The organism is Microbacterium sp. Y356 (assembly GCF_059445355.1).
The window spans coordinates 2,238,935-2,261,281 of record NZ_JCAIUE010000001.1 but is presented as its reverse complement, the minus strand read 5'-3'; the positions used below and the strand labels follow the sequence as shown (position 1 = coordinate 2,261,281).

The window sequence follows — 22,347 nt, the reverse complement described above, 5'->3', positions numbered from 1 at the left end:
ATTCTCCTTTTGATTGAAGTCTGTGAGTGAAGTTCTCTGGCGAGTCAGTAAACCTGAGCCGCGATGACTCAACTGTACCCGGGCGACCGAAAGCTGTCAATTTAAACTTGATACGCCTGCACTCAAGTTTGAGAATGACGCCACCGCGAGACCAAGCACATGTCGACGCCCCGCGCCACCATTCCGCGCTCATTTCCACCTCTATGACGCCATGTGTCGCCTATTGACGTCGCGTGTCACTCAGCATTCCTGGACTCAGTCCATCACCCATACGGTGATGCAAATCCATTCCAGGGAGCAGGGGCGATGACCATCCAGCAGCCGACACCGATCCGCGGTGCACGCACGCGCACCGGGCGGGCACCGACGAAGCCCCACGGGCAGTGGGCGGTCGACGGCCGCGACCCGCTCAACGCCAACGAGCAGTTCAAACTCGACGACAATGGGCTCAACGTGCGCGAGCGCATCGAGACGCTCTACGCCGCCGGCGGATTCGCTTCGATCGATCCGACAGATCTGCACGGACGCTTCCGCTGGTGGGGCCTTTACACACAGCGCAAGCCAGGGATCGACGGCGGCCGCACGGCGCAACTCGAGCCGCACGAGCTCGAAGACGAGTACTTCATGCTGCGCGTACGCATCGACGGTGGCCAACTCACCACGCAACAGTTGCGAGTGATCGGCGAGATCTCGACCGAGTTCGCCCGCGACACCGCCGACCTCACCGACCGACAGAATGTGCAGCTGCACTGGGTGCGCGTCGAGGATGTCCCCGAGATCTGGCGACGACTCGAAGAGGTCGGCCTCAGTACCACTGAGGCGTGCGGCGACGTGCCGCGTGTGGTCCTCGGCTCCCCCGTCGCGGGGATCGCCGAAGACGAACTCATCGATCCGACCCCGCAGATCCGCGAGATCACCGACCGATTCATCGGCGACCCCACACTGGCGAACCTCCCCCGCAAGTTCAAGACGGCGATCACGGGGCACCCCAGCCAGGATGTCGTCCATGAAATCAACGACTGCGGCTTCGTCGCGGTCGTTCATCCTGAACTCGGTATCGGCTACGACCTCTGGGTGGGCGGTGCCCTTGCCGCGGTGCCGCGCCTCGGCGAGCGCCTCGGCACGTTCGTCGAGCCCGAGCGAGTCGCCGAGGTCTGGCACGGCGTCACCCAGATCTTCCGCGACTACGGCTACCGGCGGCTGCGAAACAAGGCCCGCCTGAAGTTCCTCCTCGCCGACTGGGGTGTCGAGCGATTCCGCGAGGTGTTGGAGACCGAGTACCTAGGCGCTCCGCTACCTGACGGCCCTGCCGCGCCCCGACCGAAAGGACAGGGCGATCACGTCGGCATCCACCGCCAAAAAGACGGTCGCTTCTATGTCGGCGCCGCGCCGCTGGTCGGGCGCGTGTCTGGGGCGTCCCTCACCGGACTCGCCGACCTCGCCGAAGTACACGGTTCGCACCGCATCCGCACCACGCCCTACCAGAAGCTCCTCGTGCTCGACGTGCCAGAGGCCGAAGTCCCCGCTCTCGTGGACGGGCTGGATGCCCTCGGCCTCTCGGCCAGGCCCAGCCTGTTCCGCCGGGGCACCATCGCCTGCACCGGCATCGAATACTGCAAACTCGCCATCGTCGAAACAAAGATCAACGCGGCCGATGCGATCACGCAGCTCGAGGAACGTCTCGGCGAACTCGAGCCCGAGATCGGGCAGCCCATCACCATTCATGTGAACGGATGCCCCAACTCCTGCGCCCGCATCCAGATCGCCGACATCGGCCTCAAGGGACAACTAATCACCAACGCCGCGGGCGAGCAGGTACCCGGCTACCAGGTGCACCTCGGAGGAGGACTTGCCGGTCAGGATCGCGACGAGGCCGGGCTCGGGCGCACGGTGCGCGGGCTCAAGGTCGAAGCCGACGGAATCGCCGACTACGCCGAGCGAGTGATCCGCCGTTACCTCGACGATCGAGAAGCCGCTGAGACCTTCGCGCAGTGGGCGCACCGCGCCGAAGAGGAGGCTCTGCTGTGAGCACCGCCGTGAATATTCGCCCCATACGCCGACCCGCCGCAGAGCTCCGCGCGCTCGCCGAGCGCGGTGCGCTCGAGCTGCGCAGCCGCCAGCCGGATGAGGCAGGCCCCGTCGAGGTGATCGCCTGGGCCGCCGAGAACTTCGCCGTGTCACAGGCGACCGTCGCGTGCTCGATGGCTGACGCCGCGCTCCCGCACATCGTCGCCGAGCAGCTGCCCGGTGTCGACGTGTTGTTCCTTGATACCGGATACCACTTCGCCGAGACGACCTTCACCCGGGACGAAGTCGCGCGCACCCTCGACGTGCGCATCGTCGACGTCACGCCAGAGCAGTCGGTGGCGGAGCAGGATGCCGAGTACGGAAGTGACCTGTTCTCCCGCGATCCCGGCCTGTGCTGCGCACGCAGGAAGGTCGCCCCACTGCGGCGCTCGCTCGGCGAGTACGAGGTGTGGTTCACCGGCGTACGCCGCGACGAGAGCCCCACGCGCACCAACACCGAGTTGATCGTCTGGGACGAGAACAACGGACTGGTGAAGATCAACCCGGTTGCCAGCTGGAGCTTCGACGACCTGATCGACTACGCCACCAGGCACGAGGTGCCGGTGAACCCCCTGATCGCGAACGGCTACCCGTCAATCGGCTGCGCGCCGTGCACGAAGCCCGTCGCGCCCGGCGAAGACCCTCGGTCAGGTCGCTGGGCAGGACTTGCCAAGACAGAATGCGGACTGCACCTATGAGCTCACCGACCACCCTGCCCGCCACCGCCCTGCCCGCCACCGCCCTGCCCGCCACCGCCCTGTCTGCTCTCGACCTTCTCGAGGCGGAGGCGATCCACATCATCCGTGAGGTGGTCGCCGAGTTTGAGCGCCCGGTGCTGCTGTTCTCCGGCGGCAAAGACTCCGTTCTCGTGCTGCATCTGGCGACCAAGGCGTTTGCGCCAGGGCGCGTGCCATTTCCGGTGCTGCACGTCGACACCGGACACAATTTTCCCGAGGTGATCGCGTTCCGCGATGAGACCACGGCTCGTCTCGGGCTGCGGCTCGAGGTCGCCAGCGTGCAGTCGTACATCGACGACGGCCGACTCGCCGAGCGCCCAGACGGCACCCGCAACCCGCTGCAGACCCGGCCGCTACTCGATGCGATCACTGCCGGTCGTCATGACGCCGTGTTCGGCGGAGCCCGCCGCGACGAGGACAAGGCCCGAGCGAAAGAGCGGATCATCTCGCTGCGAGATGAGTTCGGCCAGTGGGATCCGCGCAACCAGCGCCCTGAGCTGTGGAGCCTGTACAACGGCCGACACCTGCCGGGTCAGCACGTGCGCGCTTTTCCGATCTCCAACTGGACTGAGCTCGACGTCTGGAGATACATCGAGCGGGAGAACATCGCGCTGCCGCCGCTGTATTACGCGCACGAGCGCGAGGTGTTCCGCCGAGACGGCATGTGGTGGGGAGTCGGTGAATTCGCGGTTCCCCTCGCCGGGGAACCGACCGAGCGCCGCGTCGTCCGCTACCGGACTGTGGGCGATATGAGTTGCACGGGCGCGGTGGAATCGGATGCCGCAGACACGGCATCCGTCGTCGCCGAGGTCGCGCGCTCCACACTCACTGAACGCGGTGCGACCAGGGCCGATGATCGCATCAGCGAGGCCGCCATGGAAGATCGCAAGAAAGACGGCTACTTCTGATGACCACCGATATCTCGAGCGTTCTGTCTCGCCCCGTTCTTTCGGAGGGCGAGAGCGTGAACACACTGTTCCGCTTCGCCACTGCCGGCTCGGTCGACGACGGCAAATCGACCCTCGTCGGCCGCCTGCTGCACGATGCGAAGGCGATCCTGGCCGACCAGCTCGAACAGGTCGCCGCGACGTCACGCCAACGCGGATTCGCACATGGCGCGTTCGATTTCGCGCTGCTCACCGACGGGCTGAGGGCCGAACGTGAGCAAGGAATCACGATCGATGTCGCGTACCGCTACTTCGCTACCGACCGGCGCAGCTTCATCCTCGCCGACTGCCCTGGCCACGTGCAGTACACGCGCAACATGGTCACCGGTGCCGCCACCGCCGACGCCGTCATCGTGCTCGTCGATGCGCGTAAGGGTGTCGTTGAGCAGACCCGCAGGCACCTGGCCGTGGTGTCGCTCCTGCGAGTCGCGCATGTGATCATCGCCGTGAACAAGATCGATCTGGTCGGCCACGACGAAAATCGCTTCACCGAGATTGAAATCGAAGCCGAGCGCGTGGCGGAACAGCTCGGCCTGCGCGGTATTCATGTCCTACCGGTGTCAGCGCTGGAGGGCGACAACATCGTTGACCGCTCCACACACACCGACTGGTACACCGGCCCCACTCTCATTGAGCTGCTGGAATCGCTGCCCAGTCTGGATGAGGCCGAGTCGGCGGCCGCTGACTTTCGCCTTCCCGTGCAGCTGGTGCTGCGACCACAGGGCGGCCTTGCACCGACGATCGACGCATCCGACGCCGAGCGGTACCGCGACTTCCGCGGATTCGCGGGCCGCATCTCGACGGGCGTCGTGCGAGTCGGCGACCGCGTCGAGGTCCTCCCTGGTGGCCGAGAGACGACGATCACCGGCATCCAGATTGCGGGCAAGGATGCGGACGCCGCGACCTCACCTCAGTCGGTGACGGTCACTCTCGCCGATGAGTTGGATGCCGCACGCGGAGCGCTCATCGCTGCGGCGGGCACCGCGCCGCAGAGCGTGCGTGAGGCCGTAGTCGAGCTGTTCCAGCTGGATGAACGCGCCGTCACTCCTGGAATGAGAGTGCTCGTGAAGCACGGCACCGCGACAGTGCAGGCGCAGGTCGCGGAGGTGCTCTCACGGCGCGACCTGGAGACGCTCGTTCACGACAGCGCAACGGCTCTCGCGGTGAACGAGATCGGCCGCGTGCGGCTGCGATTTGCCGCCGATCTGCCGCTCGAACCCTACGCACACAACCGCGCGAGCGGCTCGCTGCTGCTCATCCACCCCGTCGACGGTGCCACACTCGCCGCGGCAACCGTCATCGACGAACCCTGACGTTTCCCATCCGATTCCCCATATCCACACCGCTCATGAAGGAGGCGAAACCGTGAAGATCAACCGCACAACCACCACACTCACAGCCCTAGGACTCAGCGCCATGATGCTCGCCGGTTGCGCCTCCGCATCTGCGAACGGCGGCGGCTCGACTACGCAGACGCTCGACGAGGTCAAGCTCGGGTACTTCGCGAACGTGACCCATGCCCCAGCGCTGGTCGGAGTCGCTGAGGGACTGTTCGAAGAGGCACTCGGCGACATCGAGCTGAAGACAGAGATCTTCAATGCCGGCCCGTCTGCAATCGAGGCGCTGTCCGCAGGCGCGATAGATGCCACCTATATCGGACCCAATCCATCGATCAACACGTTCATTCAGTCGGGCGGAGTCTCGGCCAAGATCATCGCGGGCGCGACGACCGGTGGGGCAGCCCTCGTGGTCAGGGACGGCATCGACTCCGTCGCAGATCTGGCCGGTACGAACATCGCAAGCCCGCAGCTGGGCAACACCCAGGACGTCGCGTTGCGCAGCTGGCTGGCAGACGAGGGCTTCGAGACGTCGACCTCCGGCGACGGCGAGGTGACGGTCACCCCGACCGAGAATGCGCAGACGCTCACCCTCTTCCAACAGGGGCGACTCGACGGCGCTTGGCTGCCAGAGCCTTGGGTCTCTCGACTCATCGTGGAGGCGGGCGCTCACGTGCTCGTCGACGAGGCCGACCTGTGGCCAGCTGGCGCTTTCCCGACCACGGTGCTGCTCGTGCGTGCCGAATTCGCCGAGGAACACCCAGAGGTCGTTGAGGAGCTGCTAGCGGGGCACATTGCCGCCATTTCGTGGCTCGATGAGAACGCCGAGGAGGCGCCCGCCGTGATCAATGCCGCGCTCGAAGAAGCGACCGGCAAGAAGCTGTCCGACGATGTGCTCGCCGGCGCGTTGGAGAGCACATCGTTCAGCGTCGACCCGCATGCGGATACCTTCACGACTCTCGTCGAGAACGGCCTGGCAGCCGGCACCCAGAAGGAGGGTTCGATCGATGGCCTCTTTGACCTCCGCGCACTGAACTCGATCCTTGAGGAGAACGGCCAGGAGCCCGTCTCGGCCGCGGGGCTCGGAGAAGAGTGATGAGCGCGCCCGCGGGGAAAACACTGACTCAGGACGCCACGTCTCCGGATGCCCTGTCTACGACATTAGCCCCGAGCTTCGACGACGTCGCACCGGCGACGGCGCAGGCGGAGCCGGTCGATGCCGCGGTGCGCATCTCCCACGTGACCAAGCGCTACGGCACCGGACCAATCGTCCTCGATGACATCTCGCTCGCTATTGCCCCCGGTGAGTTCGTGTGCTTGCTCGGAGCATCCGGCTGCGGAAAATCAACGCTGCTCAACCTGATCGCGGGTCTCGAACCGGTCTCCGCCGGCACGATCGGTACGCCACCGGGAGGCGCTGCGGTGATGTTCCAGGAATCTGCGCTGATGCCGTGGATGACTGCACGGAGCAATGTGGAACTCGCGCTGCGACTTCGTGGCGTTCCTCGGCGCGAACGACGCGAAGAGGCGATGCGCCTGCTGGCGACGGTCAATCTCACCGATGCTGCCGACAAACGGCCGCACGAGCTGTCGGGCGGGATGCGGCAACGCGTCGCCCTTGCCCGCGCGCTCGCCCAGGATCGCTCTGTGCTGTTGATGGATGAGCCTTTCGCCGCGCTCGACGCCATCACCCGCGATCTGCTGCACGGAGAACTGGAACGGGTGTGGCGCGCGACCGGGCGCACCATCGTGTTCGTCACACACAACGTGCGAGAGGCGGCGCGACTCGGACAGCGGGTGATCTTGCTCTCCAGCAGACCAGGACGCATCGTCGGCCAGTGGCATGTCGACTCCACTACCGGGCGGCGCATCGAGTCTCCTGAGGTCTCCGCTCTCGCGACCGAGATCACCGCCGAGTTGCGCAAGGAGATTCGACGCAATGCTGCCTGAGACCACCGCTCCCCCCACCGAGCCTGCAGAAAGCGTCTCCGCGACGCCCCTCGCTGATGCGACCGACGACTTGCGTACCCTCTCCGCTGGTCTTGACCGGCTGCAGAGTGACGAGGTTGCTCGCCGTTCCCGCTGGCGCAGCGGTTTGGCGAAGACTCTGCCTCCGATCGTGCTGCTCGTTGTGCTGCTCGTCGCCTGGCAGCTGTACACCGTCATCGCGAACCCCCGACCCGATATCTCCCCCGGCCCCCTCCAAGTGGCCGGAGCGCTCGGCGATGCGTGGGACTCAGGACGGCTGCAGGAGGCCGTGCTCACCAGCCTCGAGCGCGGCATCATCGGCTTCCTCATCGCAATCGTGGTGGGCACCCCGCTCGGGCTGCTGCTCGCCGAATGGCGACCGTTGCGCCGCGCCGCAGGCCCCCTGATCTCCGGACTCCAGGTGCTGCCATCAGTCGCGTGGGTACCCGCCGCGATCATCTGGTTCGGCCTGTCCGACGCCACCGTCTACTTCGTCATTCTGATGGGTGCGATCCCCTCAATCGTCAACGGACTGCTGTCCGGCATCGACAGTGTCCCTCCGCAGCTACGCCAGGTGGGCGTCGTGCTCGGTGCAAGCCGCTGGCAGTTGGCCACGGTCGTGGTTCTGCCGGCCGCGCTCCCCGGCTATGTCGCTGGCCTCAAACAGGGTTGGGCTTTCTCCTGGCGATCGCTGATGGCCGCCGAGATCATCGCCGTGGGCGGATCGATCGGCTTCGGGCTCGGGTCGATGCTGCAGCAGTCCCGCGAGCTGTCCGATCTGGCCGGCGTGCTCGGCACGATTCTCCTGATCCTCGGCATCGGCATCCTGATCGAGCTTGCGCTGTTCGGCCCGCTCGAGCGACGGATGCTGCGCAGCCGCGGCCTCGCACTGGGAGATGCCAGGTGACCGGGCGCGTCACGCTCGTTGGCGCCGGCCCTGGTGACGCCGGGCTGCTCACCCTCCGAGGTTTGCGCGCGCTGCAGGAAGCACACGTGATCGTCGCCGACCGGCTCGGCGCACGTCAGGTGCTCGCACAACTCGCCGCGGAAGGCGTGCAGGTGCGCGCCGAGGTCATCGATGTCGGCAAACTGCCAGGGCACCACCCGGTGCCACAGGACGGCATCAATGACCTGCTGGTGCAGCTCGCGTCAGAGGGGCAACACGTCGTGCGGCTGAAAGGCGGCGACCCGTTCGTGTTCGGCCGAGGCCGCGAGGAGCAGCTCTTCTGCGAAGCGGCCGGCATCACCGTAGACGTCGTGCCCGGTGTCACCAGCGCCATCTCGGTGCCAGCGGTCGCCGGCATCCCGCTCACCCACCGGGGCATCTCGACCTCGTTCACCGTGGTCAGCGGCCATGATCAGCTTGCACGGGTTCCAGGAGGCGCCGAACACACCGTCGTCCTACTGATGGGGGTTGGCACCCTCGGTCACTCCGCACACGTGCTCACCGCGGGTGCCCGTGGGGCAGCCTGCCCGGTCGCAATCATCGAGGACGGATACGGCGAACACCAGCGCGTGACCATCGGCACGCTCGGTACGATCGTGCAGTTGGCCGCGGCACGCCAGGTGCGCTCCCCCGCCGTCGTGGTGGTCGGCGATGTCGTCACGCTCAGCCCGCACGCGGCATCCGCTCTGTCGGCGCCCGCCGACGCGGCATCAGATCACTCCTCCGGCCGTTCCCGCTGGGCCGACGCATTCGATGCGGGGCTCGCCGTCGACACCGGATTGATCCAAGCTGTCGAATCGGCGCTGGATACGACATCCTCCCGATCCACCGTGTTCTCCCGAACCCCGTTCTCTCGCACTCGCTGAGCCTGCAGCCCGAAAGGCTTCCTTCGCCATGACCTCCTCTTCTTCTGTCCTCGCCCTGCGCATCGCCATCGTCGGTGCCGGCCCCGCCGGTATCTACGCGGGCAATCTGCTGGCCGGAGCCGGCGCCGACCGCGGTGGACGCGTCGAGATCGACCTGTTCGAGTCGCTGCCCGCTCCCTATGGGCTGATCCGCTACGGCGTCGCGCCCGACCACCCGCGAATCAAGGGCATCGTGAACTCGCTGCACGAGATGCTCGACGCGTTCCCTACGCAGATCGATGGCGAACCGGCTCCGACCCGCCGCACAATCCGCTTCATCGGCAACGTCGAGGTCGGTCGCGACATCTCCCTCGACGAGCTGCGCGAGAGCTACCACGCAGTGATCCTCGCCACCGGAGCGATCCGCGATGCCGCCCTCGACATCCCCGGCACGCAACTGCCAGGCTCGTACGGCGCCGCCGACTTCGTCGCCTGGTTCGACGGCCATCCAGATGTAACGCGCACCTGGCCGCTGGATGCCACATCCATCGCCGTACTCGGCAATGGCAACGTCGCCCTCGATGTGGCGCGCGTGCTCGCAAAGCACCCCGTCGACCTGCGCTCCACCGAGGTGCCGGACAACGTCCTCGCCGGGTTGGAGTCGTCTGCAGTGACAGACGTGCACGTGTTCGGGCGGCGGGGGCCCGCGGACATCAAGTTCACGCCCATCGAGCTCCGCGAGCTCGGCGACGTGAACGACGTCGACATCGTGCTGCACGACGAAGACTTCGACGGCGTCGACCCCGCAGCCGCGGCTAACAACCAGCTGAAAGTCATGCTGCGCACGTTGAACGGCTGGCGGGATCGGCCGCAGGGCGAAGCATCTCGCCGCCTGCACCTGCATTTCTGGCACACGCCCGTCGAGATCACCGGCAAAGAGAAGGTCGATGGCATCCGCTTCGCGCGCACGCAAACGGATGCCGACGGCAACCTGGTGCAGACGGGCGAAGAGCGCGAGTACCAGGTGCAGGCGGTCTATCGCGCGGTCGGGTACTACGGCACTCGGGTCGTCGATGCGCCGTTCGACGAGGCCCGCGGTGTCGTGCCCAACGTCGGAGGCCGGGTCGACGACGAAGCCGGACTATATGCCACCGGCTGGATCAAGCGCGGGCCGGTCGGGCTCATCGGGCACACGAAGTCCGACGCGCTCGAGACGATCACGAACCTGCTGGCGGATGCAGAGGCGGGCCTGCTCACCGCGCCTATCGCCGTGGACGACGTGCTGAATGTGCTCGACGAGCGCGACACCGCGTACACGACCTGGGACGGCTGGCTGGCCCTCGATGCGCATGAACGTCGTCTCGGTCAGACGCACACGCATACCCGCGAGCGGGTCAAGCTTGTGCCGCGCGAGGAGCAGGTCACAGTGTCGCGAGACGGAGCGTTCGTCCGGTGACCTATGTGATTGCACTGCCCTGTGTCGATGTGAAGGATCGTGCGTGCATCGACGAGTGCCCGGTGGATTGCATCTACGAGGGTGAGCGTTCGCTGTACATCCACCCGGACGAGTGTGTGGACTGTGGTGCGTGCGAACCGGTGTGTCCTGTGGAGGCGATTTACTACGAGGATGACGTGCCCGAAGAGTGGCAGGACTACTACGCGGCGAATGTCGAGTTCTTCGAGGAGATCGGTTCCCCCGGCGGGGCCGCCAAAGTCGGCGTTTACGCATTCGACCACCCGCTCGTCGCGGCTCTCGCACCTCAGGGGGATGCGCATGGCTGAGCCTGCGGAGTACGACGCGATCATCGTGGGTGGCGGGCCGGCCGGCCTCTCGGCCGCACTCAACCTGGGCCGAGCGCTGGTTCGGGTGCTGGTGATTGACGCCGATCGCCCGCGCAACGCCGCCACGTTGAACTCACACGGCTTCCTCACCCGCGACGGCATACCGCCGCAGGAACTGCGCCGAATCGCGCGTGAGGAGCTCACTGCCTACCCGAATGTCGAGGTACGCACGCGGATGCGAGTCGCCTCAATTCGCAGGACGGACGCGCGTGCGGCGGATGCCGGATTTACCGCAGCCATCGGCAGACGAGAGCCCACCGAGGTTGTCACTGCGCGGGCCGTGCTGCTGGCGACCGGACTGCGCGAGACACTCCCCGAGGTGCCGAATCTGCGCGGCTACTACGGCATCAGCCTGTTCAGCTGCGCAGCGTGCGACGGCTGGGAGTTGCGGGACCAACGGCTCGCCCTCATCGGGGAGTCGGCCGACCTCGCGGATCGGGCACGACTCATCGCTCGATGGACCAGGAACCTCACCGTTTTCACCAATGGCACAGGTGTCGTCACAACGATCCAGGAGGCCGAACTCGCCGCTGCCGGGGTCGCCGTGCTGCGGCAGCCGATCGCTGAGCTACGCGGCGAACGTGGCCAGCTGGAATCGGTGCGGCTCGCTGACGGTACCGTCGTTCCGCTCGACGGCGGGTTCGTGCGCCCGGCATGGGAAAGCGACCTGTCGTTCCTCGACGGCATCACTCCCGCCCTCGACAGCGCCGGGCATCTGCTCACCGACCGCTCAGGACGAACTGACGTGCCAGGGCTCTATGCGGCCGGTGACGTCGCGGCTCCTGGGCCTCAGCAGCTCATCGTTGCTGCCGGCGCTGGTGCGCGGGTGGCTGCGGTGCTCGTGCACGACACGATCGGCGTGGCCACCGCGCACTGATACGGGTCCGCGCCGTCGCTCGGTCACTTCCCGCCAGGAGGGCCGACCATCAGCAGTACCACGTAGAGAACGACGATCGCTGCGACCAGCAACAGGACGAGCACCCACGGGCGGTTCAGGAACCAGCGCATCAGGCGGTCATACCACCGACGGTCGCGCGGATCGTCACCGGCATCCAAACGCCAGTCGCCCTGCAGCCGACCGGAGCGATGCAGCCAAATCTCCATCGGGATCGTCGCATAGGGAACGATCGCGCTGGCGACTGCGAGCACGCCGACTCCGATCGACCAGCGCTGGTTGAACGCCACGAGGATCGCCGTCGCACCATAGGAGAGAAAGACGAAGCCGTGAATGCCTCCGCCGATCGTCACGACAATCCCCGGGGCTCCGAGCGCCCGAGCGATCAGGGCGGCGATCAGGATCGTCCATGTGATGGCCTCGGCGACCGCGAGGACGCGGTAGAGACGGGCAGGCGTACGGAACATCGTGCTCCTTGTAGATCGGGGTCCTTCCAGCGTACGGGGGCTCGCGGAGCGTCGCCGACGCGCTCTGAGCAGTCGCGGCACAGGCGAGGCTACGAGGCGCCCCAGAAGCACAGCCCGCCAGCCACCAGCAGAATGACCCACGAGATGTGCCGTCCTCGTGTGAACCAGATCGGAAGCACCGAACTCAGGATGAAGGTGGATCCGATCACCATGAGCACGGTCGACGCGGGCGCACCCAGCGCGATGACGAAGAGCACACCGGCGAGACCCAGGAAGAGGACGGTCGTGATGTGCCACGCGAACCGGATCGTCCCAGCGGTGAAAGACGTACCTCCGAACAAGTGGGGAAGGTCATGCGTCAGCAGCCAGCCGATGATGTGCTTCTCGCCGAGGATCGAGTGCGCGACACCGAGCGCCGCGATGAGGACAGCGGCGGCGATGAGCGCGATCGTGATCATGACCCTGAGCGTAGCCAAACTGTCGATTGCGCTCCGTCCGGAATAGCCGCGCGCCTCCCGACGTTGGCGACAGAGGCGAGCAGACCTACCCTTCCTTCTCAGCCGGGCGGCGATATTGTTGCCCACGGTGACCGCGCAGTCTGCGCGCCACCCCCGTTCTCCTACCATCGAAGAGCCATGTCTACATCTCTGACCACATCCGAAGCCCACACGCGCTGGCGATCCGAACGGCGCGACGCAGTGACTGCGCCGACCGGCAACCTTGCGCTCATCGAGACGCGTTGGACCGGCAGCTCTCGCCCCGACCTCGCCGCCGAGCACGCCCCGGTATCGGTCACGCTCACATCGCTCGAGCGCAAGAATCTCACGACCGGTGAGGCCGAATACGGTCTGCGCGTCTGGGATGCCGAGTCTCCGGCGATCAGCGCATTCGATGCCATCGACACCTATGAGTACGACCCCGCATGGGTCATCGAGGCGCAGTTCACGCCGGTCGGCACCGACCGCACTGTGCCGTTCGAGCACATCCGCGACAACGGTGGCACGCGCGATCTTGTCGTGCCGGGTGACATCACCTTCACCCGTGACGGCATCGAGCACCGTCTTGCGGCGTTCGATGACGGCGGCACACTCTTGCTGGTGTTCGGCGACACCACGAACGGCGAGGAGACGTACGGCGCTGGCCGCTTCCTCTTCGTCCATCGCGACGAGGACTTCGGCGACGGTGGAACCGTCACCCTCGACTTCAATCGTGCCTTCGTGCCGCCGTGCGGCTTCTCCGCGCAGTACAACTGCCCGATGCCGCCCCCGCAGAACCGCTTCGCCGAGCCGATCCGCGCTGGCGAGAAGAACGTCCTCTTCCGCGGCGGCTTCGACATCTACGCCGCGATCTGATCAACCCCACCCGAACACCCGCCCAGGAGAACACCCTTGAGAAGACCACTCGCGCTTGCCGCGGCCATCGCCGTCTCGGCACTCGCCCTCGCCGGTTGCGCATCCGGAAGCACCGGTTCTGACGGCGACAGCGCCGACGCCTCCGTCTACATCGGCTCGCTCTACGAGCCGCAAAACCTGAGCAACACGCAGGGCGGCGGGCAGGGCGTCACCGAGGCCTTCAACGGCAACGTCTACGAGGGGCTCTACAAGCTCACCGACGACGGAGAGATCGAGCCACTGCTCGCCGAGAGCGAGACGACGAGCGACGACGGGCTGACGTACACGATCACGCTGCGCGACGACGTGACGTTCCACTCCGGCAAGGCCCTCACGTCCGCCGACGTGAAGGCGAGCGTCGAGGCAGTCACCGCCGAGGACTCGCAGTCCGCGCGTGCCTCCGCTTTCACGGTTATCTCCGGCATCGAGACCCCGGATGACGCGACCGTCGTCTTCACTCTCTCTGAGCCCTCGATCTCGTTCCTGTACAACCTCGCCTACATCTGGATCGTTAACGGCGATGCCGAAGACCTCACCACGACCGAGGACGGCACCGGCCCCTACACGCTCGACGAGTGGAAGCAGGGCAGCACCCTGACTCTCACCCGCTGGGATGACTACTGGGGTGAAGCTGCGACGAACGCTGAGGTCGTCTTCACCTATTACACCGACGCGACGGCGCAGAACAATGCGCTGCTCACCGGCGAGATCGACATCATCACGAGCGTTCAGAGCCCGGATGCGATCGACCAGTTCGACACTGACGCGTTTACGATCAGTGAGGGTACGTCGACCACGAAGGAACTCCTCGCCTTCAATGACCGCATAGCGCCCTTCGACGACCCGCTGGTCCGCAAGGCGATCTACTCGGCGGTCGACACCGAGAAGCTCCTGACCTCGATCTGGGCCGACTACGGTACGGTCATCGGCTCAATGGTTCCGCCAACCGACCCCTGGTACGAGGACCTCACCGACGTGAACCCGTACGACCTCGATCTCGCGAAGCAGCAGCTCACCGAGGCGGGCTTCCCCGACGGCTTCGAGTTCACTCTCGACACCCCGAGCTACGACCCGCACCCCGCCGTGGCGGAGTTCCTCCAGTCGCAGCTCGCCGAGATCGGCGTGACGGTGAACATCAACACCATCAGCGCGGACGAGTGGTACACGAAGGTCTTCAAGGATCGCGACTTCGAGGCGACGCTGCAGGAGCACGTGAACGACCGTGACGTTGTCTGGTACGGCAACCCGGACTTCTACTGGGGCTACGACAACGCCGATGTGCAGCAGTGGGTCGCCGAGGCCGAGCAGGCTGCGACTCCCGATGAGCAGACCGAGCTGTTGAAGAAGGTGAACCGGCAGATCGCCGGGGACGCCGCCAGCGTGTGGCTCTACCTGTACCCGCAGATCGTCGTCGCCTCGGCTGACGTCACCGGATATCCTGTCAATGGCCTGAACTCGCAGTTCTTCGCCTACGACATCGTCAAATCCTGATCCGCTCGCAGTGTGTGTGAGAGTCGCGGACAGCGACCCTCACACACACTGACTCATTGCGTGCTCATGCTTCCCTATCTCCTCCGCCGCTCGGCCTTTCTCGTGGTGTCGCTCGTCGTCGCCATGGTGGTCATCTTCGTGCTGCTCCGGCTCCTGCCGGGAGACCCGGCGAACGCACTGCTCTCGGTGGACGCCACCCCGGAGCAGATCGCTGCCGCCCGTGCACAGGTGGGCTCAGATCTGCCACTCGCACAGCAGTTCCTGACCTGGGCTGGGCAGATGGTGCGCTTCGATCTCGGCAACTCGTACATCAGTACTCTGCCGGTGGCACCGGAGATCGCGTCCCGCCTGCTCATCACCCTGCCGCTCACGCTGCTCTCCTTCGCACTCGCGCTGGTCGTCTCCGTGATCATCGGCATCACTGCGGCCGTCAAGGCGGACCGCTGGTACGGCGCGGTGCTTTCCGGGTTCTCGCAGCTCGGGATCGCCGTGCCGGTGTTCTGGGTGGGAATGATCCTGGTCTGGATCTTCGCGCTCGGTCTCGGCATCCTTCCATCCGGCGGATTCCCGCGGGATGACTGGGCCGACCCCGCCGAAGCGCTGCGCTCACTCACGCTGCCCATCATCACCATCGCGTTCGTGATGAGCGCGTCCCTTGCGCGCTATGTGCGCGCGGCGACGCTCGACGTACTCGGCAGCGATTATCTGCGTACCGCCCGCGCCGGTGGTTCCGGCCTCGGCGAGGCGCTGCTGCGCCACGGGCTGCGCAACGGGGCCGTCCCCGTCGTCGCGGTGCTCGGCATCGAACTGTCGACCACACTGCTCGGCGCGGTCGTGGTGGAGAGCGTCTTCACGCTTCCTGGCCTCGGCAGCATGCTGCTGACCGGGATCGAGCAGCACGACTTCGCGAACATTCAGGGGGTGCTCGTGGTCAGCACCCTGTTCGTCCTCCTCGTCGGCTTCGTCGCCGACATCGGCCAGCGACTAATCGACCCTCGGCTACGCGCGACAGTGGCAGTAGGCCGATGAGCGCCGTCATCGAACAGCAGATCGAGGATGCCGCGCCGCGGCGTCGCATCGGCCGCCACACGACCCTCGTACTCGGACTCTGCCTGACCGGCGCCGTCGTGCTGGTTGCCCTCGTCTCACTGTTCTGGCTCCCGTATCCGCCATCCGACATCAGCGGTGGAAGGCTCGAACCGCCGAGCGCCGCACACCTGCTCGGCACCGACAAGCTTGGCCGCGACCTGTTCACGCAGCTCATGGTCGGTTCGCGGATCGCCCTGCTCGTCGGGCTCGGCTCCGTCGCGCTGGCCGCGTCCCTCGGCATCCTCATCGGCCTCATCGCGGCGTTCGCGCGCCCGTGGGTCGACGACTCGCTGTCCGCCACCCTCGACGTGGTGATCGCGTTCCCCGTGCTGTTGCTGGCGATGCTCGTGGTCGCGGTTCAGGGCGCGTCGCTGTGGTCGGCGATCCTCGCCATCGGTCTCGCCATGTCAGCGGTTGTGGCCCGGCTCACTCGCATCCTCGCGCGTCGGGTGCTGCACGAGCAGTTCATCACGGCCGCGCGCACGAGCGGCACGCGGTGGCCGGGCATCGTCGTCTTCCACGTGCTCCCGAACATCGCACCGACACTGGGCGTGAACCTCGCGCTCCAGTTCGGTGCCGCCGTGCTCGCGGAGGCCAGCCTGTCGTACCTCGGTCTCGGCGCGCCGCCGCCCAACGCGTCCTGGGGGCGCCTGCTCCAAGAGGCGCAGGGCACAGTGATGACCGCCCCCGTCGGCGCGATTGCCCCCGGCATCGCGCTGGTCGCCCTTGTTCTCGGCGTCAACTTCATCGCCGATGGGCTGCGCGACTTCATCGACCCGACACGCAGGAGGACCCGATGAGCCTCCTCGATGTCGCCGGCCTCACCGTCACCGCTGGGCAGAAGCGCCTGGTCGACGACGTGTCATTCACCATCTCCGCCGGAGAGCGGCTCGGCGTGATCGGCGAATCCGGCTCAGGGAAGTCGGTGACCTCACTCGCTATAACCGGGCTGCTGGGAGATTCGCTCACCGCGTCGGGATCGGTGCTGCTCGACACCGTCCAGGTGATCGGCGCGTCCGACCGCACCCTTCGGCCACTGCGCGGACGGGTCGCGGCGGTGCTGTTCCAAGAGCCACTGACCGCGCTCGATCCGCTCATGCGGGTCGAGCGCCAGATTGCAGAACCCATGCGACGTCACCTAGGGCTGCGCGGAGGTGTGCTTCGCGATGCTGTGCGTACCGCCCTTACGGATGTCGCGCTCACCGATCCGCGTATCGCGACAGCATTCCCGCACGAGCTTTCCGGTGGGCAACGCCAGCGAGTCGCGACGGCGATCGCCCTCGCCGCCCGCCCGCGGCTGCTCATCGCCGACGAGCCGACGACCGCACTCGACGTGACCGTCCAGGACGAGATCCTCACACTGCTCGACCGTCTCGTCACCGAGCGCGGCATGGCGCTGCTGTTCATCAGCCACGATCTCGCCGTCGTCTCGCGGATGACCGACCGGGTGGTCGTGATGCGCCAAGGTCGCGCCGTGGAGCAGGGACCGATCGCGCGGGTTGTCGGTGACCCTCACGATCCGTACACGACGGCGCTCGTGGCGAGCGCACGAGCGCTAGATGCCGCGCTCGACGGCCCGGCCGGCACGCCCGGACCCGATGCGACCGGACCCGACGCACCCCGTCCCGACGCGACAGACGGGAGCATCCGATGAGCATCCTCGAACTGAAGGAGGCGGGCTTCGCCTATGGCGCGCGCACGGTCGTCGATGGGATCTCGCTCTCCGTCTCGGCGGGAGAGGCCATCGGGCTGGTCGGCGAATCCGGCGCGGGCAAGTCGACGATCCTCTCGCTGCTGCTCGGGCTGGCGACGCCACGATCTGGATCGGTACTCTTCGACGGCGCCCCGCTCGATCGGCGCGACCGGCGTCTCATGCGCCGCTTCCGCGCCGACGTGCAGACGGTGTTCCAGGACCCGTATTCCTCACTCGATCCTCGTCAGCGCATCGATCGGATCGTGGGCGAGCCGCTGCGCTCGCTCGGAATCGCGCGCGGTGACGAGGCACGCCATGCGGTGACGGAGGCGGTCACGTCCGTCGGCCTCGACCCGGATGTGCTGCGGCGGCACCCCCATGAGTTCTCGGGCGGTCAGCGTCAGCGCATCGCCATCGCACGCGCGATCGTGTCGAAGCCACGAGTCCTGCTCGCGGATGAGCCGGTGAGCGCGCTGGATGTCACCACTCGCATCCAGGTGATCGAGCTGCTCGACCGACTGCGCAAGGATACCGGGCTCGCGCTCATCATGGTCTCCCATGATCTGAGCGCCGTCGCCGCTCTCTGCGAGCAGACGGTCGTGCTCCGAGACGGCCGGGTCGTCGAGGACGGCACCACTCGGGGCATTCTCGATTCACCGCAGACGGACTACACCCGCACTCTTGTGGCCGCCATCCCCCGGCTTCCCCGCGCTCTCTGAGCGCGTCACGGCCTCCGCTCGTACGACTTCTTCGGTAGTCGATACGCGAGATCGCCAGCGGTCTCGATCGCCTCGTCGAGTGAGAGCCGATGCTCGGCGACGAGACGGGCAAGGTACCCGGCATCGATACGGCGGGCAAGGTCGTGCCGCCCGGGGATCGACGTGAAGGCCCTGGTGTCGTCGACGAAACCACTGGTGTTGTAGAAACCGGCCGTCTCTGTGGTCAGCTCACGGAAGCGGCGCATCCCATCGGGCGAGTCCAGGAACCACCACGGCGCCCCCAACCGCACAGACGGGTAGGCGCCGGCAAGCGGTGCGAGTTCGCGGGAGTAAGTTGTTTCGTCAATGGTGAACAGGATGAGCCGGAAGCGTGGGTCCATCCCGAAGGCATCCAAGAGCGGCTTGAGTGACTGGGTGTACTCGATGGAGAACGGGATGTCGAACCCATTGTCGCCCCCGTAACGTCCGGCGATCGGCGTTGAATGACTGCGATGCACGCCGGGATGAACCTGCATCACAAGCCCATCTTCCACACTCATCCGGCCGCTCTCGAAGAGCAGCCCCGCCGCGAATGCTTCCGCTTCTGCTGACGTTGCCTCGCCCCTGAGGGCTGCGAAGAAGATGCGCTCGCCCTCGTCGGCACTGAGTTCGAGGGTCAGCGGAGTGCGAGGTCCATGGTCAGTGGCACGGGCGCCGGCCTCAATGAACGCCGCGCGGCGCTGGCGGATCGCACGCAGGAAACCCGCGTAGTCGCCGACGTCGACGCCGCTGCGCTGGGCCAACTGCTCCACCGATTCGCGCCAGATCGGTGACTCCAGCGCGAAGAGTGCATCTGGGCGGAACGTCGGCACCACGCGCTCGCCCCATCCGTCTTCCGCGAGCGCGCGATGATGCTCGAGGGAAGAGTCGGCAGGGTCCGTCGTGCTGAGCAGTTCGATGTCGAAACGATCGATGAGGGCGCGGATGCGGTGGTCAGGTCGTGCGATCTTCTCCGTGAGCTCATCGAAGATGACATCCGCGGTATCAGCCGAGAACTCCTGCGTGACGCCGAACACCACTCCGAGCGAGTGCTCGATCCAGAACCGCGTTGGCGTCCCTCGAAACAGACGCCAGTTCTCCGCGAAAGTGCGCCAGATCGACCGGGCCGGCGGCACGGCACCGCCGTCCGCAGACGCCACACCGAGGCGGGAGTGCTCGATCCCCTGCGACACGAGCATGCGCACCAGGTAGTGGTCTGGCGTGACCAGTAGCGCCGCCGGGTCAGGGAAGGCTGCGTTCTCGTGGATTGCGGATGCGTCGACGTGTCCGTGCATCGAGACGATCGGCAAAGCCGCCGTGGTCGTATAGATCTCGCGTGCCAGGGGTCGGAGGGTGGAGCCCGCGGGCAGAGCTCGATCCGGATGGAGGCGCCAGTGCGCATTCATGAGGTTCCATTCACTTCTGCGGTGTCGATCAATGTAACAAACTGCGACGGTTGTTACATTGATTAACGCCAGTAATTGCCTGGGGACAGCTAAGCACAGAAGGAACATTTATGAAACGATTGACATGCTCCGCAACCTCGTTGCAGACTGTCCCCACCGACGGTTCCGTCGATGAGATCACCCGAGCACGAGGAGGTGCACCATGGCTGTGACGATCCGCGACATCGCGAGCGCCGCCGGCGTCTCCATTGCCACGGTGTCCCGCGCTCTCTCCGGCAGTGATGCCGTCGCTGCGCGCACCCGCGCTCTGGTCGAGGCGGTCGCACATGAACTGGGCTACCGCCCTCTGCACGGCACGGATGCCGCAGGCACGCCCCGCGCACAGGTCATCGGCCTGATCGTTCCAGACCTCGACAACCCGTTCTTCGCGTCGATGTGCAAGGGCATCCAGAACCGCGCGCGCGCCGCGGGTTTCAGCGTCTTCATCGCGGACAGCGACGAGGATCCGTCACTCGAGGCCGAGCTCGGCCACCAGATGAGCTCGAACGTCGACGGCCTCATCCTCGCCTCCGCCCGCGGCTCCGATGACAGCATCCGCTCGATCGCCGCGGCCGTGCCGGTGGTGCTGCTGAACCGTCGAGTCGAAGGCGTCGCCTCAATCGTCTTCGACAGCACCGGCGGCGCCGACGCGGCCATGCGACACCTCATCGCACTCGGACACCGCTCAATCGCATATGCCGCGGGCCCCGCACACTCCTGGTCGAATCACGAGCGCAGCGCAGCGATCGCTGCTTTCCGCTCCTCGCGCGATGACCTCGAAGTCGTCGAACTCGGAGCATTCCCGCCGTCGTTCGTCGGTGGGCGGGAAGCCGCCGACGTTGCCGTCGCATCCGGTGCCACTGCCGTCGTCGCATACAACGACCTGATGGCACTGGGGCTGCTCGAGCGACTGCGTCAGCGCGGTATCTCCGTTCCACAGCAGATGAGTGTCATGGCGTTCGACAACATCCCGGCCTCGAACATGGTCTGGCCGACACTGACCTCGATCGACAACCCTCGGATCGAAATGGGTCGCGCGTGTGTCGACGCTCTTCTCGACGCGATGCTCGACGACTCATCACGAGTCGGCGCCCCCGGCGAGGTTCCCGTGCACCTGGTCGTGCGCGAATCCACCGGTGTGGCGCCGGATCGCGCAGCAAACGAGTCCTCAGCAACCCCCTGAACACGTCCCCGGAATCCACCGGGGACCTATGAAAGGAAGAGCAATGGCAATACGACGGAGTGTCGCCTACGGCGCAGCTCTCGCGACGGCGGCTGCCCTCGCACTCACCGGCTGCACCGCGCCAGGGAGCGCGACGCCAGCCGCCTCCTCCGACACACTCGAAGTTCCCGACAAGCCATCCGCGCCTGTCACACTCAACATCCTCGATGTCGCCGGCAACCAGCAGCTCACCGAGGGCATGATCGACAGTTTCATCGAGGAGTATCCCGATGTGATCTCCGGTGTGACTTGGGAGTCGGCAGGATCCCCCGACTTGGTCGGCACGATCAAGCCTCAGGTAAGCACCGGCAACCTCTCGATCGACCTGGTACTCTCCGGCACCGACGGCCTCTCTGCCGGAATCGCACAGGACCTGTGGATTCCGATCGCAGACGAGTTCGGCGACCGGGTCAGCAACCAGGAGAACTACCTCGAGCCGGCCGCCGCCATGCAGGAGCTCGCCGAGGGTCAGGGCATCGTCGTGACCTACTACCCGTCCGGACCGATCCTGCAGTACAACCCCGACACTGTCAGCGATGTGCCCTCCACTCCGGAAGAACTACTCGAATGGGCCGAGGCCAACCCCGGCAAATTCGGCTACGCACGCCCGGCCAACTCCGGCCCCGGTCGCACGTTCCTGCAGGGCCTGCCATACATGCTCGGCGATTCCGACCCGTCTGACCCCGTCGACGGCTGGGACAAGACGTGGGCGTATCTGAAGGAACTCGGCCAGTACGTCAGCGACTACCCGACCGGCACCGGTCAAGTAGTCAGCAAGGTGGCCGACGGCTCCTGGGACATCGTGCCATCCACGACAGGGTGGGACATCCAGCCACGTGCGACAGCACAGATGCCAGCCACGATCGAGGCAGCGCCGTTCGACGACTTCACCTGGATCACCGACGCACACTATGCGCTGGTGCCGAAGGGCCAGTCCGCCGACAAGCTCTCCGCGATCCTGCTGCTCCTGCAGTACATGCTCACCCCTGAGATCAACGCGATCGCCTACGACAAGGGCTACTTCTACCCCGGCCCTGCCGTCGAGGGCGCGACGCTCGACCTCGCACCTCAGGAAAGCCAAGACCTGTTGGCCGAATTCAGCCGCGACTGGTACGACGATCTCATCGAGTCGAACCCTAAGGCGACGCCCCTCGAGGCGGACGCACTGGTGAAGGCCTTCGACATCTGGGACCGCGAAATCGGTGTCGGAAAGTACGAGGAAAAGTAA

Annotated in this window: 22 protein-coding genes; 19 read left to right on the top strand and 3 right to left on the bottom strand. The window is 66.1% G+C overall.

Annotated features, from left to right (window positions below; all coding sequences use genetic code 11):
* Positions 1-306: 306 nt before the first annotated feature.
* The 11 genes from AC1C2Q_RS10915 to AC1C2Q_RS10865 are packed head-to-tail and all read left to right on the top strand — an operon-like array spanning position 307 to position 11,566.
* Positions 307-2,028 carry a nitrite/sulfite reductase gene (locus AC1C2Q_RS10915; protein ID WP_495450096.1) on the top strand — a complete coding sequence of 574 codons (1,722 nt, stop codon included), beginning with the start codon at positions 307-309 and terminating at the stop codon, positions 2,026-2,028.
* Between the two features lie 8 nt (positions 2,029-2,036).
* Entirely contained in the window at positions 2,037-2,765 is a 729-nt protein-coding gene (locus tag AC1C2Q_RS10910) for a phosphoadenylyl-sulfate reductase (RefSeq protein ID WP_495450574.1), read from the top strand.
* Complete coding sequence (gene cysD, locus AC1C2Q_RS10905; protein WP_495450095.1) at positions 2,762-3,712, top strand: sulfate adenylyltransferase subunit CysD; 951 nt, start codon at positions 2,762-2,764, stop codon at positions 3,710-3,712. Before AC1C2Q_RS10910 ends, cysD begins: the two co-directional genes overlap by 4 nt.
* Positions 3,712-5,064, top strand: a complete 1,353-nt coding sequence (locus AC1C2Q_RS10900; protein ID WP_495450094.1) for a sulfate adenylyltransferase subunit 1 — start codon at positions 3,712-3,714, stop codon at positions 5,062-5,064. Before cysD ends, AC1C2Q_RS10900 begins: the two co-directional genes overlap by 1 nt.
* 52 nt (positions 5,065-5,116) lie before the next feature.
* Positions 5,117-6,184: an ABC transporter substrate-binding protein gene (locus AC1C2Q_RS10895; protein WP_495450093.1), complete on the top strand. Its 1,068-nt coding sequence runs from the start codon at positions 5,117-5,119 to the stop codon at positions 6,182-6,184.
* Positions 6,184-7,038 carry an ABC transporter ATP-binding protein gene (locus tag AC1C2Q_RS10890; protein WP_495450092.1) on the top strand — a complete coding sequence of 285 codons (855 nt, stop codon included), beginning with the start codon at positions 6,184-6,186 and terminating at the stop codon, positions 7,036-7,038. The genes AC1C2Q_RS10895 and AC1C2Q_RS10890 overlap by 1 nt, the downstream gene beginning before the upstream one ends.
* Complete coding sequence (locus tag AC1C2Q_RS10885; RefSeq protein WP_495450091.1) at positions 7,028-7,963, top strand: ABC transporter permease; 936 nt, start codon at positions 7,028-7,030, stop codon at positions 7,961-7,963. The genes AC1C2Q_RS10890 and AC1C2Q_RS10885 overlap by 11 nt, the downstream gene beginning before the upstream one ends.
* The gene (gene cobA / locus AC1C2Q_RS10880) at positions 7,960-8,868 is read left to right on the top strand and encodes a uroporphyrinogen-III C-methyltransferase (RefSeq protein WP_495450090.1); all 909 of its coding nucleotides are present in this window, start codon (positions 7,960-7,962) and stop codon (positions 8,866-8,868) included. Before AC1C2Q_RS10885 ends, cobA begins: the two co-directional genes overlap by 4 nt.
* Before the next feature lie 28 nt (positions 8,869-8,896).
* Positions 8,897-10,303 (top strand): FAD-dependent oxidoreductase, encoded by a 1,407-nt coding sequence (locus tag AC1C2Q_RS10875; protein WP_495450089.1) that lies wholly within the window; start codon positions 8,897-8,899, stop codon positions 10,301-10,303.
* Positions 10,300-10,629, top strand: coding sequence for a ferredoxin (gene fdxA / locus AC1C2Q_RS10870; protein WP_495431128.1), 330 nt, complete (start codon positions 10,300-10,302; stop codon positions 10,627-10,629). Before AC1C2Q_RS10875 ends, fdxA begins: the two co-directional genes overlap by 4 nt.
* Positions 10,622-11,566, top strand: a complete 945-nt coding sequence (locus AC1C2Q_RS10865) for an NAD(P)/FAD-dependent oxidoreductase (RefSeq protein WP_495450088.1) — start codon at positions 10,622-10,624, stop codon at positions 11,564-11,566. The genes fdxA and AC1C2Q_RS10865 overlap by 8 nt, the downstream gene beginning before the upstream one ends.
* A gap of 23 nt (positions 11,567-11,589) precedes the next feature.
* Here the strand turns inward: AC1C2Q_RS10865 and AC1C2Q_RS10860 are convergent, their stop codons facing one another.
* Both AC1C2Q_RS10860 and AC1C2Q_RS10855 read right to left on the bottom strand, forming a co-directional pair.
* On the bottom strand, positions 11,590-12,051 hold the full coding sequence (locus AC1C2Q_RS10860) for a DUF3817 domain-containing protein (protein WP_495431126.1): 462 nt from the start codon (positions 12,049-12,051) through the stop codon (positions 11,590-11,592).
* Between the two features lie 89 nt (positions 12,052-12,140).
* A complete protein-coding gene (locus tag AC1C2Q_RS10855) occupies positions 12,141-12,509 on the bottom strand; it encodes a hypothetical protein (protein ID WP_495450087.1) in 369 nt (122 codons plus the stop codon).
* A 177-nt stretch (positions 12,510-12,686) separates the two neighbouring features.
* Between AC1C2Q_RS10855 and AC1C2Q_RS10850 the strand changes: the two genes are divergently transcribed.
* The 6 genes from AC1C2Q_RS10850 (at position 12,687) to AC1C2Q_RS10825 (ending at position 18,434) form a co-directional block, all read left to right on the top strand.
* Positions 12,687-13,403 carry a DUF1684 domain-containing protein gene (locus AC1C2Q_RS10850; RefSeq protein ID WP_495450086.1) on the top strand — a complete coding sequence of 239 codons (717 nt, stop codon included), beginning with the start codon at positions 12,687-12,689 and terminating at the stop codon, positions 13,401-13,403.
* Between the two features lie 36 nt (positions 13,404-13,439).
* Positions 13,440-14,933: an ABC transporter substrate-binding protein gene (locus tag AC1C2Q_RS10845; protein WP_495450085.1), complete on the top strand. Its 1,494-nt coding sequence runs from the start codon at positions 13,440-13,442 to the stop codon at positions 14,931-14,933.
* A gap of 66 nt (positions 14,934-14,999) precedes the next feature.
* Positions 15,000-15,962, top strand: a complete 963-nt coding sequence (locus AC1C2Q_RS10840) for an ABC transporter permease (RefSeq protein ID WP_495450573.1) — start codon at positions 15,000-15,002, stop codon at positions 15,960-15,962.
* A complete protein-coding gene (locus AC1C2Q_RS10835) occupies positions 15,959-16,822 on the top strand; it encodes an ABC transporter permease (RefSeq protein ID WP_495450084.1) in 864 nt (287 codons plus the stop codon). The genes AC1C2Q_RS10840 and AC1C2Q_RS10835 overlap by 4 nt, the downstream gene beginning before the upstream one ends.
* Positions 16,819-17,676 carry an ATP-binding cassette domain-containing protein gene (locus AC1C2Q_RS10830; protein WP_495450083.1) on the top strand — a complete coding sequence of 286 codons (858 nt, stop codon included), beginning with the start codon at positions 16,819-16,821 and terminating at the stop codon, positions 17,674-17,676. Before AC1C2Q_RS10835 ends, AC1C2Q_RS10830 begins: the two co-directional genes overlap by 4 nt.
* Entirely contained in the window at positions 17,673-18,434 is a 762-nt protein-coding gene (locus tag AC1C2Q_RS10825) for an ABC transporter ATP-binding protein (RefSeq protein WP_495450082.1), read from the top strand. The genes AC1C2Q_RS10830 and AC1C2Q_RS10825 overlap by 4 nt, the downstream gene beginning before the upstream one ends.
* Before the next feature lie 5 nt (positions 18,435-18,439).
* On the opposite strand, the gene uxaC is transcribed toward AC1C2Q_RS10825, so the two are convergent.
* The gene (uxaC, locus tag AC1C2Q_RS10820; protein WP_495450080.1) at positions 18,440-19,858 is read right to left on the bottom strand and encodes a glucuronate isomerase; all 1,419 of its coding nucleotides are present in this window, start codon (positions 19,856-19,858) and stop codon (positions 18,440-18,442) included.
* 202 nt (positions 19,859-20,060) lie between these two features.
* On the opposite strand from uxaC, the gene AC1C2Q_RS10815 reads away from it, so the two are divergent.
* Together AC1C2Q_RS10815 and AC1C2Q_RS10810 are read left to right on the top strand one after the other, a co-directional pair.
* Entirely contained in the window at positions 20,061-21,080 is a 1,020-nt protein-coding gene (locus AC1C2Q_RS10815; RefSeq protein WP_495450079.1) for a LacI family DNA-binding transcriptional regulator, read from the top strand.
* A 43-nt stretch (positions 21,081-21,123) separates the two neighbouring features.
* Entirely contained in the window at positions 21,124-22,347 is a 1,224-nt protein-coding gene (locus tag AC1C2Q_RS10810) for an extracellular solute-binding protein (protein ID WP_495431117.1), read from the top strand.